This is a genomic window from Providencia sp. wls1916, assembly GCF_009706585.1.
Classification (GTDB): Bacteria; Pseudomonadota; Gammaproteobacteria; order Enterobacterales; family Enterobacteriaceae; genus Providencia; species Providencia lanzhouensis.
Map to the genome: position 1 here is coordinate 17,498 of NZ_WLUL01000002.1, position 15,861 is coordinate 33,358.

Annotated in this window: 13 protein-coding genes; 7 read left to right on the forward strand and 6 right to left on the reverse strand. The window is 41.3% G+C overall.

Annotated elements, in window-relative coordinates:
- Position 1: 1 nt before the first annotated feature.
- From GKR61_RS00145 to GKR61_RS00160, 4 genes are all read right to left on the reverse strand, one after another.
- Entirely contained in the window at positions 2-1,348 is a 1,347-nt protein-coding gene (locus GKR61_RS00145; protein ID WP_154639462.1) for a purine-cytosine permease family protein, read from the reverse strand.
- Positions 1,349-1,812: 464 nt separating this feature from the next.
- Positions 1,813-3,756 carry a macrolide ABC transporter ATP-binding protein/permease MacB gene (gene macB / locus GKR61_RS00150; protein ID WP_154639477.1) on the reverse strand — a complete coding sequence of 648 codons (1,944 nt, stop codon included), beginning with the start codon at positions 3,754-3,756 and terminating at the stop codon, positions 1,813-1,815.
- A gap of 2 nt (positions 3,757-3,758) precedes the next feature.
- Positions 3,759-4,868 (reverse strand): macrolide transporter subunit MacA, encoded by a 1,110-nt coding sequence (gene macA / locus GKR61_RS00155; protein ID WP_036951860.1) that lies wholly within the window; start codon positions 4,866-4,868, stop codon positions 3,759-3,761.
- A 108-nt stretch (positions 4,869-4,976) separates the two neighbouring features.
- Positions 4,977-6,641 carry an ATP-dependent nuclease gene (locus GKR61_RS00160; RefSeq protein WP_036951861.1) on the reverse strand — a complete coding sequence of 555 codons (1,665 nt, stop codon included), beginning with the start codon at positions 6,639-6,641 and terminating at the stop codon, positions 4,977-4,979.
- 412 nt (positions 6,642-7,053) lie between these two features.
- Here GKR61_RS00160 and GKR61_RS00165 point away from each other — a divergent pair, with 412 nt between their 5' ends.
- The 7 genes from GKR61_RS00165 to GKR61_RS00195 all read left to right on the forward strand — a co-directional run bounded on the left by GKR61_RS00165 (position 7,054) and on the right by GKR61_RS00195 (position 14,089).
- Positions 7,054-7,953, forward strand: a complete 900-nt coding sequence (locus GKR61_RS00165; protein WP_154639463.1) for a lysine exporter LysO family protein — start codon at positions 7,054-7,056, stop codon at positions 7,951-7,953.
- Between the two features lie 51 nt (positions 7,954-8,004).
- Positions 8,005-9,486 carry a DUF2867 domain-containing protein gene (locus GKR61_RS00170; RefSeq protein ID WP_154599925.1) on the forward strand — a complete coding sequence of 494 codons (1,482 nt, stop codon included), beginning with the start codon at positions 8,005-8,007 and terminating at the stop codon, positions 9,484-9,486.
- Positions 9,487-9,585: 99 nt separating this feature from the next.
- Positions 9,586-10,314 carry an arginine ABC transporter ATP-binding protein ArtP gene (gene artP / locus GKR61_RS00175; protein ID WP_154639464.1) on the forward strand — a complete coding sequence of 243 codons (729 nt, stop codon included), beginning with the start codon at positions 9,586-9,588 and terminating at the stop codon, positions 10,312-10,314.
- 36 nt (positions 10,315-10,350) lie between these two features.
- Complete coding sequence (gene artJ / locus GKR61_RS00180) at positions 10,351-11,094, forward strand: arginine ABC transporter substrate-binding protein (RefSeq protein WP_036951873.1); 744 nt, start codon at positions 10,351-10,353, stop codon at positions 11,092-11,094.
- A gap of 12 nt (positions 11,095-11,106) precedes the next feature.
- Positions 11,107-11,847: an arginine ABC transporter permease ArtQ gene (gene artQ, locus GKR61_RS00185; protein WP_036951876.1), complete on the forward strand. Its 741-nt coding sequence runs from the start codon at positions 11,107-11,109 to the stop codon at positions 11,845-11,847.
- Positions 11,844-12,512, forward strand: a complete 669-nt coding sequence (artM, locus tag GKR61_RS00190) for an arginine ABC transporter permease ArtM (protein WP_036951879.1) — start codon at positions 11,844-11,846, stop codon at positions 12,510-12,512. Before artQ ends, artM begins: the two co-directional genes overlap by 4 nt.
- A 176-nt stretch (positions 12,513-12,688) precedes the next feature.
- On the forward strand, positions 12,689-14,089 hold the full coding sequence (locus GKR61_RS00195; protein ID WP_154639465.1) for a hypothetical protein: 1,401 nt from the start codon (positions 12,689-12,691) through the stop codon (positions 14,087-14,089).
- A 24-nt stretch (positions 14,090-14,113) separates the two neighbouring features.
- On the opposite strand, the gene rlmC is transcribed toward GKR61_RS00195, so the two are convergent.
- Entirely contained in the window at positions 14,114-15,241 is a 1,128-nt protein-coding gene (gene rlmC / locus GKR61_RS00200) for a 23S rRNA (uracil(747)-C(5))-methyltransferase RlmC (protein ID WP_154599922.1), read from the reverse strand.
- Positions 15,242-15,248: 7 nt separating this feature from the next.
- Positions 15,249-15,767: a YbjN domain-containing protein gene (locus tag GKR61_RS00205; RefSeq protein ID WP_036951887.1), complete on the reverse strand. Its 519-nt coding sequence runs from the start codon at positions 15,765-15,767 to the stop codon at positions 15,249-15,251.
- Between the last annotated feature and the right edge of the window lie 94 nt (positions 15,768-15,861).

Below are 15,861 nucleotides of genomic sequence, written 5' to 3' on the forward strand. Positions count from 1 at the left end.
CTCAATCTAAATGAGAAACTTGGCGGAAGTGAATGCCTTTTTCGCCTCGGAATGCCGCTAATAAGCGCATACCAATCCAATAAGCCACCGCACCAACCAGCAAAGAGTTCAACGCTGGGACACCAATATCTGCACCCAAAGGTCCTAGAGCAGAAGTTCCCCAACCAACAACGACCGCACAGCACCATGCCACTAAAGTTACTGGGTTATACGCTTCACAACGCGTTGGTAAAATGCCTTGTTCTCGGGTGATATCCAGCTCTTTTCTGTCACGTTTTAACAAGTAATAATCAACAACCATAATACCCGCGACAGGCGGAATCGAAATACCAAGATAAATTAAGAAACTAATAAAGTTATCTAAAATGCCTAACATGGAAGCCACAGTACCAAAAATACCAATAATCCATGTTAAATAACGGAGGTCAAAACGCTTATTAAAAATAGCGTTCAACAGTGTGGAGAAGCCGAGTGATGAAGAGTAGAGATTGATATCATTCATTTTAATTGTTGAGAAGATAACAATCGATGCACCTAGCAACCCAGTTAACGCCATCATCAAATCAAAAACTTGGCTTGTGCGTAATGCTAAAGCCATTAATACCGCTATCATGTTGACGAAAAGCTCGCCACAGAATGTACCAATCAACGTCATCCAGAACACATCTTTCGGCTTATGCATAAAGCGACTGATGTCTGGTGTTGTTACAGCAGAGATGATAAAACCACCCGCAACCATCGTAATTGCAGCTGGCATTGTCATTAAAGGCCCGGCAGGTTCAGTGGCATTAATTAATAAACTAATGTCCTGTCCCGATAATAAATTATAAGTTGCCCAACCTAGTGCGAATAAAAATAGCGGTGTTGAAATATTCGCGGTAATAGATAAAAAGCGATACCCATATACCGTAATAATTGTCACCGCAATGCCTGTAATAAGCGACCAGGTCCCTGGTGTTAGCACGTTAGTCGCTTTATACATACCATCCGCGAAGAAACCATTTTGGACACCGAACCAACCCATTAAGGAGATAGCAATGGCACCTCCAATTAATGCCGATCCTAGTTTTCCAAAACCAGACCACCGAGACAGTAGACTGATTGACATTCCTTCACGGCAAGCTGCCGCTCCGAGACCCCAACTGACGACCTGTAAAATTACAGAACCGAGCATTGTTGCCCAAAACGCCTGCCAAAACGTTAATCCATAACCAAGCGCTGCACCTAGCATCACTTGCGAAACGCAAGCGAGTGAACCGATACGGAGGATCAACACTTCATAAAACGGTCGACGAGCACTTTGCGGTACCCGCGCCAGAGAATAATCTTCACCTGCTTTATTTGCCATTTTTTATCCTGCTGTGTATGAGTCTTTACTTGTGATTTTTTGGCTTTTCGCTAAAGTTCCATTTAACGGAACTAGGTTTCATTTATTCTACAAGACGAATAATATCCACGATCGGTACTAAATCGCAAGTAGAATTTACCTTTTTGATAGCTTTTTTATTATCGGTTATTTAAATGGTAGGAGAAATAGGAGGGGGTAAAAACAAAATAAGCTGTAAATTAATAGGTTAAAAAAACCACATTTGATTAGAGAAATTTCACAAAATGAGTGTTCATCGATAGATAATTCTAATTTAGACACGCAAATATAGAGTAAATTATCTTTTCATTGCCGTTAATCTCACAAAATATTCGACCTAAACAGCTATTCACTAATTATTTTATCTAATAAATTGCCTTATTCGTGAGAAAAAAGTTGTAGAGATCCCCCCTCTACAACTTTTCAAATAATCACTGATGGATAAATTACTCTCTTGCTAATGCATCAATCGGATTTAATCTCGCCGCATTTCTCGCGGGTAGGAAACCAAAAATAATCCCAATCGCCGTTGAACAGGCAAATGCACTGACAAGTGCAATTGGATCAAATGCAAATGTCCAGCCTGGCAGCGCCATTTGAGCAATCAGACTGACGCCATAAGATAAGCCAATTCCCATTAAGCCACCGATAAGACACACTAACACCGCCTCAATAAGAAATTGCTGCATCACATCCATCGTTCGAGCACCAACCGCCATACGAATACCGATTTCACGGGTTCTTTCTGTGACAGACACCAACATAATATTCATCACACCAATCCCCCCAACCACAAGGGAAATGACAGCGACCAAAGTCAAAAAGAGCTGCATAGTTTGGGTGGTTTTTTCCGCTGTTTTGACCAATGTATCAATATTATAGGTAAAAATATCCTTCTTACCGTGACGCAAAGTCAGCAAACGGGTCAGTTGCTGCTCAGCCACTTTCGCATCAATGCCATCCTTCACTCTAACCACAATGCTGTCATAGTAAGAACGGTTAATCAGCTTACTGTTAATTGTCGTGTCGGGTAAAAACACTTCTAGGCTTTTACTGGAACCAAAAATTGACTTTTGTTCTCCTAATACACCAATGACAGTGGCGGGCATATTTCCGATGAGCAATGTCTCACCCACGACATTCTGTTTGTTCGGAAAAAATCGTCGTTTCGTATTACCGTCAATCACCACCACAGGCGCACGCCGATCAAGCATATCCTGAGTAAATCCCATCCCTTCAGCGAATTTATTACCATAAACTTGGAAATAACCTACCTCCACTCCTGCGACTCGAGCCACAGCGTCTAAATTTCCTTTACGTAATCGAGCTGAGGTATCAATGGAGCCAGTCACCGACTGAACATAAGGCTGCTGAGCAATGGCAGAAATATCAGAGGCTTTCAACGCTTGCCGGTTTTCTGGGTCATCGCTGCCAAAATCTTTTCCGGGATACACCGAAATTGTATTGGTACCAATCGATTTAATATCATTCAATACCATCCCTTTGGCCGCATCGCCAATTACCATGATGGATACCACTGAGGCAATACCAATCACAATTCCCAGCATCGTCAGCAAGGTGCGCATTTTATTCACTACCATCGCGCGCCACGCCATCAATAAAGCTTCACTAAATCGGCTAACCCATTGCCCTAATGGATTTTTCTTCATCGCGATTTTTGCCGGAAACTCAGCTTTCTTCGTTGCTAACATACCTGAATCATTGATGATTTCGCCATCTTTGATTTCAACGATCCGCTCTGCTTGTTGCGCGACTTTCGGGTCATGGGTAACGATGATCACCGTATGCCCTTGGGCACAAAGATCTTTTAAGATCTTCATAACCTCTTCCCCCGAATGGCTATCCAGCGCCCCCGTCGGCTCATCCGCCAAAATAACCTGTCCGCCATTCATCAGAGCGCGAGCAATACTAACCCTTTGTTGCTGCCCCCCCGACAATTGGCTTGGGCGATAATGAACTCGTTCACCTAAGCCTAAACGTTGAAGTAATTGCACCGCCCGTTCCTGTCGCTGAGACTTGCCTGCTCCGGCATAAATAGCGGGGATTTCAACATTTTGCTCAGCACTCAAATGGCTCAGTAAATGGTAACGCTGGAAGATAAAGCCAAAATGTTCACGTCGTAATTGTGCCAATTGGTCATTATCCAATGTCGCAATATTTTGACCTGCAACGAAATATTCCCCTGATGTGGGTTTATCCAAGCATCCCAAAATATTCATCAACGTCGATTTTCCCGACCCTGACGCACCGATAATCGCCACCATTTCACCGGCATTTATTTTCAACGAAACATCTTTGAGTACGGTGATCTCCTGCTCACCCGCAGGATAGCGCCGCGTAATATTATGCAGCTCCAGTAAAGTCGTCATCATTACAATTCCGTATCGCTGCTGCGACCGACGATGACCTTATCCCCTTCTTGCAACCCTTTAATCACTTCCACTGAAACATCGTTACGACTGCCAATTTCAATGTTTCTCTTTTGCGGTATCCCATCATTCAAAACTTCCACTTCATAAACTTGCGGAGTGACTTCGTTTCCTAAAGCGAGCAAGGGAAGGAGCAGCACATTTTTATGGGACTCAAGCTCAATCACCACTTGTGCGGTCATTTGTAGCTTTAAAAGATGTTGAGGGTTTGGCACTTCAAAACGGGCATAGTAGAAAATCGCATCGTTAATTTTTTCAGGGGTCGGTAGGATATCTTTCAATTTTCCTGCGAATTTTTTATCCGGAGCGCCTAACACGGTAAAAGACGCACTTTGCCCTGGCTCAAGGTAGATAACATCTGCTTCGGAAACTTCTGCTTTGACCAACATCGTATCCAAATCAGCGAGCGTTAAAATCGTTGGTGCCTCTTGGGCGGCAATTACCGTTTGCCCTTGTAATGTTTTGATAAACGTCACAATACCATCCATTGGCGCTGTAATTTGGGTGTATTTCAGATTCGTTTTTGCGGTATCTAAAGAGGCGCGATTACGTTTAATCTGCGACTGATACGTGGCCACCTTCGCTTTATTCACTTCCACATCGGTTCTGGCTTTATCCAGCTCTTGCTGAGCCACCGCTTGTACTTTTGAGAGGCTTAAATGGCGTTGGTAAGTCACTTGTGCAAGCTTTAATTCAGCCTGAGCCAATGCCAAGTTGGATTCTAATTCATGGATAGTTTCTTGAGATTCAGTGACTTCGTTTTGCGCTTTTTGCGGGTCAATAACGGCAAGCAGATCGCCTTTTTTAACGGTATCACCTTCTTTAACGTACAGTGTTTGCAGTTGACCGCTAACCTGCGCCCCCACATCCACTTTACGTACAGCATCTAATTTACCCGTCGCCATAACCCGCTTATCGAGATCGCCACGAGTCACATCAACCGTTTGGTAGCTCTCTGGTTGCTGGTTACCAAGAAAAAACCATGCGGTAACCAGCGCCGCGAGTAGGACAAATATGCCATAAATCCATTTTTTTCTTGATGCTGCCTTCATTAACTCTGTTCCTATTTTCAATCAGAGGGCCGCCCCTCTCTTGAAAATAAGATAGCTGAATAATTATCACTCTTCACTAAACAGATTTAAGATTAACTGCAATTTATATTAATACGCCTTACCGCGTGCCAACCATGCGACTCTTGAGAACATATTTCTCAGAGCTAATGGTACAGCTTCAGGGCCTAATTCAGCGGCACGGTTTACTGTCGCCAGCGCTAAGTCAGGTTTTGACGTCCGTGCAATCGCTTTTAAAATCACGCGGCGAGTGGATACTCGAGCATTTTCAGGAATTTCTGCAATTTCATGGTACAAACCTTGAAACCCTTCGCGATACAGAAAATGTTCCATATCCGGTGCAGGCAACATGGTTAACCGGTCTCTATCTGGCGAATTAATTTTGTTGGCGTAATGCGTCGCCGTTGCGGCATATTTTCGCCCTGCTTCATCCCCATCAGTTAATACATGCCATTCAATGCCCATTTTATTGGCAAATTTTAATAAAGGTTTTAAGCCACTTTGTGCAAAAGCAATTACCTTAATGCCTTCTGTTTCGAAGAAATAATTACACTGCCTTGCAAATTCACTCATTAGCCAAATTTCCGTTTCACCTTCAACCAGTAGCCAACAACGGGCAAATAATGCGGAAGGTCGATTAAAGCGGATATGGAAAGAGATTTTACGTAACTCTTCAGCACTTAAATCCTGCGGGTTCAAACGATATGCAGACACTTTATTAGTATCACGGACAAGACGGCATAAGCTGTCAATTGGCGCTTGGGAAAGTAAGTCACCAGAATTGGTTGTGGTGATCCGCTGCAAGGAGAATAAACTAAACAGCCCCCACGCAATAGACAACATAATAGGGTGTAACCGTGTTTCAGGGTCTTCCACAATAATAATTGGGCGAGCATGTTTATCCAGCTCAATATTCCCTTTAGATTGCAGTAACGATGAAAACATCCCTAAGATAATCAGGCGAATATTACGTTGATTCGGCTTCGCTATTAATCGGTTAATATTATCCAATGCCTGCCACCCCCGCTTACGAGGCTCGATACTAATCATTGGATTATCCGTTTTCACCATATGACCGCTTTTCCCTGAAAAATAGTGGCTCAGCAATTGCTGCATCGCGTCCACCCCATCTTCAAGGTCATTATCACTTAAGCGTTCAGGATTATTCACCAGCGCCATCGTCAATTCTTTAATCTGATGATTAAAGTTTTCACGGAAATTGTTGCTTCCGCTGACTATCGTCTCGGGGTTTATACTATTTAAGAAACGCGCATCTCGTAAGCGAATTACGGGATATAAACGGACAATTTCTTTAATATACTTACCCACATTATCAAGGGATAATTTATTACCCCCAGAATTTAAGAAGCACTTATCTACCGTAACGCTGTTATCATCTTTTAGCTCCGCACTTACTCGGAATAAAATATGTTTTAAGTCATCCCCATTATCGACCCAAACAGAAGCTAGATTTTGGAAACGATAAGAATGATGGCGACCAGGACGACTCTCACAGAACTTTAAGACAATCTGCAAAGTACGAAAACGTGTTTCATCATCCCCTGTAGGATGGTGAAAATCATTAGCTGTGAATTGGTATTCGCGATGTTCGGGAGAGAGCAAAATATCTAAGGCATCGAGTAAACTTGATTTCCCCCATGAGTTTTCCCCGATGAGAACGGTATTATTATTAAGTTCTAAAGAAAGTCGGTTGATCCCTCTAAATCCGTATATTTCCACACGTTCCAGATACATATCTCTCTCCTTGCTATCGAAAACTGAGTTTGATTGTAACATCTTGACCACTCAAGGATCCGTGAAACAACCTGAACTATCTCAAATAAAAGCTTACTCATTAAGCCAATTAATTACTATACGAGTCAACACAGTACAAAAAAAACACGTTGCGATACATGTCCCTGTATTGAGCTTATTTAGTTGGTGATATAGGATGTTTATGCTTTATTTTCCAGCATTTTTCTCCTATTTTTAGTTAATCAGCCATTGAAAAATATTTATCACTCACGTGATATTTAGCATCACAGGTTAAATTTATTCATGTTTCGATAGCTATGTTCATGAATTTTTAAATATAATCTGTTGTTTATATTGGCATAAATTAGTGTAGTTAATGCAGTAAAACGAAATGAAATAAAAGGGCACTAACATGTATTCAGGCTTGCTGATTATTCTTTTACCTCTGTTTCTTGGTTACTTGATACCTATAAAAAATAAAAATGTTCTTCATCGAGTTCATCAGTCTTTAAATTCGATGGTGTACGTTATTTTATTTTTAATGGGTATTACCCTTGCTTTGCTTGAAAACCTCAGCGCACATTTAGTGTCCATCTTAATTTATGCCCTGACCTTCTTCGCCTGCATTTTTGGCCTCAATGCGCTTTCTTTAATTCTCCTGGATAAACTTGATCCGTGGAAAGTACCGCAGCACAAGCAAGAAAAGCCCCCTTCACGTATCAAAATGGTATTTGAATCCTTGCAGCTGTGTGGTGTCTTGCTCATTGGCTTTTTAGTAGGATTAACGGGGTTTAAATTCTTACATTATGCGGATAAAGGCAGCCAAGTGGCGCTAATGTTGCTGCTGTTACTGGTTGGGGTACAACTGCGTAATAGTGGCATGCATATTCGACAGATTTTAATTAACCGCCGAGGTACGACTATTGCCTTAGTCATGGGGGTTAGCGCCCTTATCGGTGGGGCAGCCGCAGCCTTTTTCCTTGGGCTTCCTATCAAAATTGGGTTAGCTATCGCCTCTGGATTTGGTTGGTATTCACTCACTGGTATCTTAATTACCGATGCCTATGGTCCCGTGATGGGTAGCGCCGCATTTTTTAATGACCTATTGCGAGAATTGACTGCCATCATGTTGATTCCATTAATCATTAATCGCTATCGTTCTACTGCATTGGGAATTTGTGGCTCTACGTCTATGGACTTTACTTTACCGGTATTGCAGCGTAGTGGTGGCGTGTCGATTGTCCCCGCGGCTATCGTTCACGGCTTCGTTTTAAGTCTAATTACGCCAATCCTTATGGCCTTCTTTACATAAGTAGAATTTCAGTCACAATAGCCGTTAATTTAGGTATCACAGGAAATTAACATGACGGGTAAACAACGAGTTTTAGTACTAGGTGCAAGTGGCTATATTGGGCAAAATTTAATTCCTAAATTATTGGAAGAAGGTCATGAAGTCACTGCTGCCGCCCGACGTGTAGACTGGATGCTATCCCAAGGTTGGTCGGATACTCGCTGTATCTATGTGGATTTACACCAGCCTGAAACCCTGAAAAATATCATGGACGAGGTGGATATTGTTTACTTCCTCGTTCATAGCATGGCGGATCAAGCCAATCTTATTGAACGTGAACGTGAAGCGGCACGCAATGTACAAAATGCGCTGCAAGGCTCTAACGTCAAGCAGGTGATTTATCTCAGCGCACTGCAACATGGGCATACTTATTCCCCGCATTTAATTGCCAGACGCTTAACAGGGGAGATTCTGCGCGAAAGTGGTATTCCTGTGACTGAAATTCGCGCATCCATAATTGTTGGTTCAGGTTCTGCGGCCTTCGAAATTATGCGAGATATGGTGTATAACCTTGCCATCTTGACGCCGCCTCGTTGGGTACGTTCAAAATCATCCCCAATTGCCCTTGAAAATATCCTGTATTACCTCACCCAGTTAGCCCAACTTCCCGTGACAGAAAGTCGAGTGTTAGATGCGGGTGGTCCTGAATATATAAGCTACCAAGAGCTCTTCAAGCGCTTTATTAAAGTCTCTGGAAAGCGTCGCTTGTTAATTCCAATTCCAATCCCTGTCAGCATGATCTCCGTGCACTTTATTAGCTTGATAACTTCAGTGCCGCCGACTATTGCCAAAGAGTTGATCCAAGGCTTACAACACGATCTGCCTGCAGACGATAAACTCATTCGCGAGCTTATCCCGCAAACGCTGATTTCATTTGATGATGCAGTCAGAACCACATTAGCGGAAGAAGCCAGTGCTATTGATAACTCTGATTGGGGTTATGATCCTGAGGTGAGAAAACGCTGGCGACCGGGTTACGGCTACTACCCTAAACAAGCGGGTTTTACTTTTAGCACCACAGCAACCACAGAATCGCTCTGGCATACCGTCCAGCAAATTGGTGGAAAGGAAGGCTATTTTTACGCCAATATCCTTTGGAAAACACGCGCCATTATGGACGATATGATGTTGAATAAAGTCAAATATGGCAGACCTGATCGTGACACCTTACAGGTTGGTGATGAAGTTGATGGTTGGCGAGTCATTAATCTGGAACCAAATAAACAACTTAGCTTACTTTTTGGTATGAAAGCACCAGGTTTAGGTCGATTAACTTTCACTATTCATGATAGTGGAAACCTACGCTCCATTGATGTTCGTGCATGGTGGCATCCTGCGGGTTTCAGCGGATTACTCTATTGGTTTGCGATGATGCCAGCTCATCTGTTCATCTTTAAAGGCATGGCTAAGCGTATTAGTGAATTGGCTATTCAACGGGACAAAAAGCTTGTGACAGCACCGATAGCGGAAGATAGCTCCAATAAGCCAGAATAAATTTAGCGTGAAAAACCAAATTTTTATGCATAAAACATTGCATAAATATGCTTACAGGATTAATATCGCGGGTAGTTAATTTAGATATTATTGGTAAGCATGAGCATTCAATTAAAAAACATAAACTGTTTCTACGGTAACCATCAGGCACTCTTTGATATCAACTTAGAGTGCTCTGCTGGTGAAACCATGGTATTACTCGGGCCAAGTGGCGCAGGTAAAAGCTCCTTACTGCGCGTACTGAACCTGCTAGAAATGCCACGTTCAGGTCAACTCAATGTTGCCAACCATACTTTTGATTTTGCCAAAACACCAGATGCGAAAGCCATTCGCGATCTGCGCCAAAATGTAGGTATGGTTTTCCAACAATATAATCTCTGGCCTCATTTAAGTGTGATGGATAACCTGATTGAAGCGCCATGCCGCGTTTTGAAGCTATCCAAACAGCAAGCACAAGAAAAAGCCGCTAAGCTGTTAGAGCGCTTACGTTTATCGCAATTTACTGACCGTTATCCCCTGCATTTATCCGGTGGACAGCAACAACGTGTCGCGATTGCTCGCGCCTTGATGATGGAACCTCAAGTTCTATTATTTGATGAACCAACAGCCGCACTTGACCCTGAAATTACAGCGCAAGTGGTAGACATTATTCGTGAACTTTCAGCAACAGGGATCACCCAAGTTATCGTGACCCATGAAGTTGAAATTGCCCGTAAAACCGCAAGCCGTGTGGTCTATATGGAAAACGGTCATATTGTAGAGCAAGGAGATGCTAGCCACTTCGCTGCACCTCAAACCGAAGCATTTGCAAATTATCTATCCCATTAATAGATTCTGTCCCACTAATAGATATAGGATTAAGCAATGAAAAAATTATTATTAGCTACATTATTAGGCGCTGTAACCCTATCTGCGGCGGCGGCGGAAAAAGAGACCATCCGTTTTGCAACTGAAGCAACTTACGCCCCGTTTGAAATGTTTGATAAAAACAACCAAATCGTAGGTTTTGACGTAGATCTGGCAAATGCAATGTGTGAAAAAATGAATGCAACCTGCACATTCACACACCAATCTTTTGATAGCTTAATTCCAAGCCTGAAATTCCGTCGCTTTGAAGCGTTAATGGCGGGTATCGATATTACCCCTGAGCGTCAACAACAAGTGGATTTCACCGAAACTTACTATCCGAACTCCGCTGAGTTTATTGCAGTAAAAGATAAGATTACTGCCGTTGACCAGTTAAAAGGTAAAAAAATCGGGGTACAAAACGGTACCACACACCAGAAATACATTCTGGAACAACATAAAGATATGACGGTTGTCCCTTATGATAACTACCAATCTGCCATTTTAGATCTGCAAAACGGTCGTATTAATGCGGTATTCGGTGACACAGCCGTTGCTGATGAATGGTTAAAAGCGAAAGGTAATGAAAACTTAGCGGCTGTGGGCGACAAAGTGACCGATCCACAATACTTTGGCATTGGTTTAGGTATCGCGGTTCGTAAAGGCAACAAAGAGTTGCTGGATAAAATGAACAAAGCCTTATCTGAAGTTAAAGCCGATGGCACCTACGATGCTATCCATAAAAAATGGTTTCAACAGTAGTCGATATAATTAATGAATGATTTATTCTTTTTAGCAAGTGCCGCCGGTATTACCGTCGGCCTTGCCGTTTTAGCACTAGTCCTTGGATTGGTTCTCGCGATGCTATTTACCGCGTGGGAATCTGTTCGGTTCAAACCTCTCGCCTTTTTAGGAACCTGCTGGGTCACGCTGATCCGTGGTTTACCTGAACTACTGGTGGTGCTGTTTGTCTATTTTGGAACCCTCCAGCTTATTAACCTGTTAGGTGATGGTATCGCCATTAACTTAGGCTTCTGGCAAGGTACTTTCCAAATTGACCCGAGCATTTTCTTTGCTGATAGCGGCGAATTTGACTACACACCATTCTTCTGTGGTGTAGTTGCGCTCGCGCTGTTATATGCATCTTACGCCTCCCAGACCTTGCGTGGTGCCTTGAAAGCCGTACCTTATGGTCAATGGGAAGCGGGATTAGCACTTGGATTAAGCAAACGCACCATTTTCTTTCGCTATATCATGCCGCAAATGTGGCGCCATGCCCTGCCCGGCTTAGGTAACCAATGGTTAGTGTTACTCAAAGATACCGCGTTAGTCTCCTTAATTAGCGTCAATGACTTAATGCTACAAACTAAAACCATTGTGAATCGTACCCATGAACCATTTACTTGGTACGCTATTGTGGGACTGATTTACCTCGCTATCACCCTATTAAGCCAATTGGTGCTAAAACGTATTGAACTGCGCACCACGCGTTTTGAACGGAGTGATGCGAAATGATCGATTTAATTCTACAAATATTACCGGGATTACCGACCAGCTTGTCACTGACCTTCAGTGCATTATTGGTGGCTTTTATCTTAGCCATCTTCTTTACGCTGATCTTATCCCTCAAAACTCCCGTCATTTCACAAGCGGTTAAGGTGTATATCACCCTATTCACGGGTACGCCGTTATTAGTGCAATTCTTCTTGATTTATAATGGCCCGAGCCAATTTAAGTCACTGCAAGATTACCCTATGCTGTGGGAGTTTATTTCGACGCCTTGGGTTTGTGCGATGGTGGCATTAGCATTAAACAGTGCAGCCTATTCCACACTGTTATTCCATGGCGCGGTAAAAGCCATTCCGTCAGGTCAGTGGCAGTCTTGCCAAGCGCTGGGTATGAATAAGCTGCAAACTATGCGGATTATTCTTCCTTATGCGTTTAAACGTTCACTTTCATCCTATTCCAACGAAGTCGTACTGATTTTCAAAAGTACCTCTCTCGCCAGTACCATTACGATGCTGGATATTATGGGCTACAGTAGCCAAGTATTTGGGCAGACATGGGATGTCATGGCGTTTGTCGCGGCAGGGATTATCTATCTTGTGGTGAATGCGATTCTGACGTTAATTATGCGTCTGATTGAGCGTAAAGCACTGGCTTTTGAACATCGCAGCTAAAAGTTAACAGATTGTTTTTAAATGAAAAAGCTTGGTCTTATGCCAAGCTTTTTTGTATGAAAAACATACATGGCAAATCATTTCTATATATTATATTGCTTTTTGAAAGATAGACCTTTTTTGTATTGGTAGCATGAATCATTGCAAAATTATACCGATTAAATAAGGCTATCGAGATGATTACACAAATTAATTTTTCCGTTCCTTTTCAACAAGAACCTATTGTTAATTACATAGCAACGAATATCCCCGATCTATTTCAGAATAAGCTTGTCAAAGTATCAAATATTAGCCCTATTCAAGCAGGTATTTGCCGTGGTCTTTCCACTTGTTTTCTGCTGCATGAGAACAATAACCGTGGCACGCAATATATAGAAAAGATAAATGAGTCCTTTGACACTTTAGCCCATTATGAAGAGCCTCAAAATACACTCGATGAGTATCTTTTAAATTTCATTAAAAATGTCAAACTCTCAGAATTTAATGTTTTAATGCACCAAGCCGTCAATGAACAAATAGATTATTCAAATACTATTGCATTGGATAATCTATTATTCGATATAAAGAACCTCACACTTAGAGAGATAAGTGCTCAGGAAGAAAATATTGTGTATTTGGCTAACTTACTTCAACTACCTGAGATCACTAAAATATTGAGTGACCCCGATAAATTTATCATTGGCTATGATTCCCTTGCCAATTTAGTATTTTTTATAAAAAAAATACTGGATAGAAACGGCTCCAGTTGCTTGCATTTATCCCAGGAAGAAATAGCACCAATAAGAGAAAAATTATCCTATAGAATGCCGTTAACAACAGATGATGCCCATTTAATTTTGATTGCCTTTTTAAAATTTGAGTTAGACAGAATGGGGCTAATCTCCGTTGATAGACAAATTCGCGCAGGATTAATCGACGATAATACACAACCACTGGAAAATAGACAAAATATCAATCATTATGGCGAGTTAAAAACACTAGCTGATATAGAAATGGATATCGATGAATCAATAAAAAGCAAAGGTTATTATTATTCTCTTGTAGAAACAATCGGCCACTGTATGGCTATTTCTGCCAAAAGTAATAACAAGAAAGTAGTATATACATTTTTTGATCCAAACAATGGCATTTTATTTGATGAAGATAGCTACAGGTTTTTCAAACAATTATCTCAATTTTTTAATGAATTTAGTACCAATGCTCAAACTGAGCATTCTTATGCTGGTCATGCATTACTTAATGTCCGCATAATTGATAAAAGAGCCAACAGTCAAAACAAACTTAGCTTACCTGAATTTTCTGATGAAGATATTCAAACTAATATAAAAAATGCACTCATAAAAAATAAAGCAAATATAGTATTACCCAATAATTTCAAAATAAAACTGAAAAGCCATGACTTAATAAGTAATATAACCAAAATCACCATTTATAAGGGACTAAAAAAATGGAATCTCGATTCAAATGAAACTGACGTTAAAAAAATGATTTCAACTATTACTGAAAATCTCCCATTAATAAAGAACACAAAAGGTAATTTGTCTATTGATAAATATGGGGAAATTCATAATAGATAGGCGTAAACCTATCTATTTTAATCACTATTTTCGCTTCAATAAACTCAATACTTCATAGTGTGCAGTATGCGGAAACATATCAAACAGTTGAATTTTGCAAACTTCGTATCCTGATAATAATTTAAAGTCTTGCGCCATAGTTTGGGCATTACAGCTAGAATAGAGAATATACTCAGGATGCATATCAGATAAATAATTGCATAAATTCTTACCGATACCACGGCGAGGTGGATTCACCAGCACTAAATCGGGAATATCTTGGCGGCTGGTGGCAAAATTTGTTGAATCTAACGCTTGGAACTCAACGTGCTGCAAACCTAGCTCTTGGGCAGACTGACGAGCACACTCAATAGCTGGCGCACTAATCTCAATCCCCGTTAGTTTGATCGTCTTATCCGCGCAATGCAAACCAAAGCCACCCACGCCACAAAATAGATCCCATAAACTAGTGATATTCAATTCTTTTACCCACTCTCGTGCAGTTTGATATAACTGAGATGCCACGATAGGATTAGTTTGGAAAAAACTTTGCGGACGAATAAACAGAGGAACTTGGTTAAATTCATCCCGCAACACATGTTGCTCAGTGAACATAACTTCTTGTTCACCTTCTAAAATAGCCATATGTACGGGCTGAATATTGGCGGTGATCACGGCTAATTGCGGCAATTTTTCTTGTAACCAAGGTAATGCTTTCTGTAATTGCTCGATTTTTTTATCGGAACGCAAGACAAAGCGCAACATAAATTGTTTGGTATGCCAGCTTTGTGTCAGCAAAATATATTTTAGCTCTCCACGCTTACGCTCAATGTTATAGGGGGTTAACCCAGCTCTCGCGATAAAAGGAATAAGCTGCGCGAAGATTTGCGAAAATTCAGAGGGATATAACGGGCACTCCGTTAAACTGACGGCGTCACCTTCACGGTTAACAATACCCAAAATTGGCTTTTCAACGCTACCACTGACAACCATTTTGGCTTTATTTCGAAATCCTTCAAATGGTCCCATCACGGGTGCCAAAAATATAGATGATGCCAAAGAAGGCAATAACGATTGCAGATTATCTTGTTTACGGGCAATTTGCTGTTCTGGCGATAATTCTAGCCACTGACAGGAGCGACATTCTCCTGCCAAATATTTTTCACAATGCATAGGGTATTTAGTGAATAATTACAGAAGGTTTATCATCAAGGTCGGATTCAGTGTCGTCATCATTATCATCCGACTCTAACTCTTCATACTCATCTTGGTTTGCATACAGTAGATTATTACTGAAAATTTCAAACACAATACCGGAAATTTGCTCTTCGGCCTGCTGTAAGAAATGGCTAAATTGGCGATAAGTAATTCCGGCTTCTAACGAAAATGATTGGCTAACCACCAACTTAGGTAGATTTTCATTATTAATTTCGAGAAAAACTTTTGCCGTTAATGAACTGGCGTTAATTTGGCTAATATTTGCCACCAGCGTAATAATCGCGGTAGGTTTAAGTTCTGCCAATGCTGAGAGTACTAACACATTATTAATAATGTCTAATTTAGCATCAAAGATCCCATCAATATTTTGCATATGAGGGAGATGCAAAGCAGCACAAGAATCACACTCGAAATAAGACGTTTTGAGTTGGTCTAGCCACTCTCGCAGCTGTGAGATATCTGGGTAACAAATAGAATCCATGAGCAATAACCTTCTTCAACTCAAAATAGCGATATACCAAAAATAACCATATTCATGCCAACCAAGCACTCATACTAACAAATCATTCAGTCTA

What these genes read in the sequence shown, in the direction of transcription:
- artJ (WP_036951873.1), top strand. Translation starts at nt 10,351, where the DNA reads ATGAAAAAATTATTATTAGCTACATTATTAGGCGCTGTAACCCTATCT.
- GKR61_RS00195 (WP_154639465.1), top strand. Translation starts at nt 12,689, where the DNA reads ATGATTACACAAATTAATTTTTCCGTTCCTTTTCAACAAGAACCTATT.
- GKR61_RS00165 (WP_154639463.1), top strand. Translation starts at nt 7,054, where the DNA reads ATGTATTCAGGCTTGCTGATTATTCTTTTACCTCTGTTTCTTGGTTAC.
- GKR61_RS00160 (WP_036951861.1), bottom strand. Translation starts at nt 6,641, where the DNA reads ATGTATCTGGAACGTGTGGAAATATACGGATTTAGAGGGATCAACCGA.
- GKR61_RS00170 (WP_154599925.1), top strand. Translation starts at nt 8,005, where the DNA reads ATGACGGGTAAACAACGAGTTTTAGTACTAGGTGCAAGTGGCTATATT.
- GKR61_RS00205 (WP_036951887.1), bottom strand. Translation starts at nt 15,767, where the DNA reads ATGGATTCTATTTGTTACCCAGATATCTCACAGCTGCGAGAGTGGCTA.
- rlmC (WP_154599922.1), bottom strand. Translation starts at nt 15,241, where the DNA reads ATGCATTGTGAAAAATATTTGGCAGGAGAATGTCGCTCCTGTCAGTGG.
- macA (WP_036951860.1), bottom strand. Translation starts at nt 4,868, where the DNA reads ATGAAGGCAGCATCAAGAAAAAAATGGATTTATGGCATATTTGTCCTA.
- GKR61_RS00145 (WP_154639462.1), bottom strand. Translation starts at nt 1,348, where the DNA reads ATGGCAAATAAAGCAGGTGAAGATTATTCTCTGGCGCGGGTACCGCAA.
- artQ (WP_036951876.1), top strand. Translation starts at nt 11,107, where the DNA reads ATGAATGATTTATTCTTTTTAGCAAGTGCCGCCGGTATTACCGTCGGC.
- artM (WP_036951879.1), top strand. Translation starts at nt 11,844, where the DNA reads ATGATCGATTTAATTCTACAAATATTACCGGGATTACCGACCAGCTTG.
- artP (WP_154639464.1), top strand. Translation starts at nt 9,586, where the DNA reads ATGAGCATTCAATTAAAAAACATAAACTGTTTCTACGGTAACCATCAG.
- macB (WP_154639477.1), bottom strand. Translation starts at nt 3,756, where the DNA reads ATGACGACTTTACTGGAGCTGCATAATATTACGCGGCGCTATCCTGCG.